Annotated in this window: 1 pseudogene; it reads left to right on the forward strand. The window is 61.5% G+C overall.

The features are described from left to right. Nucleotides 1-219 precede the first annotated feature (219 nt). Nucleotides 220-979: pseudogene (locus tag ML01_RS28225) on the forward strand (ISNCY family transposase); the annotation flags it as partial.

The following is a 979-nucleotide window of genomic DNA, read 5'->3' on the forward strand; positions in this document are numbered from 1 at the left end:
CCTGACCGAGAAAGCGCTTTATCTCATCGTTACAAGGGTTTAGAATCTGGCCCCATGGTCGAAGCGGCGGGGCTGCCCGGCGCCGTCATGGCGAGCTGTGCGGCACGGCGGCTCGCAACTTGTTGATTTTAGGGCGCGTCGAATTGCGGTCGGGTGTTCATTCGACATCCACTACGCAACCGGCGGAATATGGACGCATAAACTTCGTCATTCAATCTTATGCGACAGATCATCGACCCGCAGCTGAAGTTCGGCGAGCAAGACATCGCGCAGATCGTGCTCGACGCCCGCTCGCGTGACGACATTCCACGGATTCTGCGCGGGCTGCAATACATCTACGTCACGCCCGCGGTGCGCGCGCAGGTATTTGCGATCCTCGCCGAAGTGCTGCCACGCGGCGCCGACGGGCAGAGCGCCGTGAACCCCGACATGGGGCGGCCCGGCATGGAGCAATGGAAGATCTTGGTCTTGGGCGTGCTGCGACAGGGTCTGAACGCCGACTACGATCGGATTCAGGAACTGGCCAACCAGCATGCCACGATCCGCCAGATGCTCGGCCACGGCGACTGGGAAGACGACACGCACTACAGCCTGCAGACGCTCAAGGACAACCTGCGCCTGTTCACCCCGGACATCCTCGATCGCATCAACCAAGTCGTCATCGCTGCCGGCCATGCCCTGGTAAAAAAAAGTCCCAACGAAGCGCTCAACGTCCGCGCTGACTCTTTCGTCGTCGAAACCGATGTCCACTATCCCACGGACACCAACCTGTTGCTCGACGCGATCCGCAAGGTCATTGTCACCTGCGCGCAACTGTGCGAGGAGCAGACCTTAACCGACTGGCGGCAAGCGGCCTACAACCAGCGCTGTTTCAAGCAGGCCTATCGGCGCACGCAGCAGAGCAAGCGCTCGCGCGCCAAATCCGCGGACAAGCGCGCCGCGCGTGAGGCGGAGATTGAGGCCACGTACCGCGGCTATC

Origin of the sequence: Thiohalocapsa sp. ML1 (assembly GCF_001469165.1) — a bacterium.
Taxonomy (GTDB): domain Bacteria; phylum Pseudomonadota; class Gammaproteobacteria; order Chromatiales; family Chromatiaceae; genus Thiohalocapsa.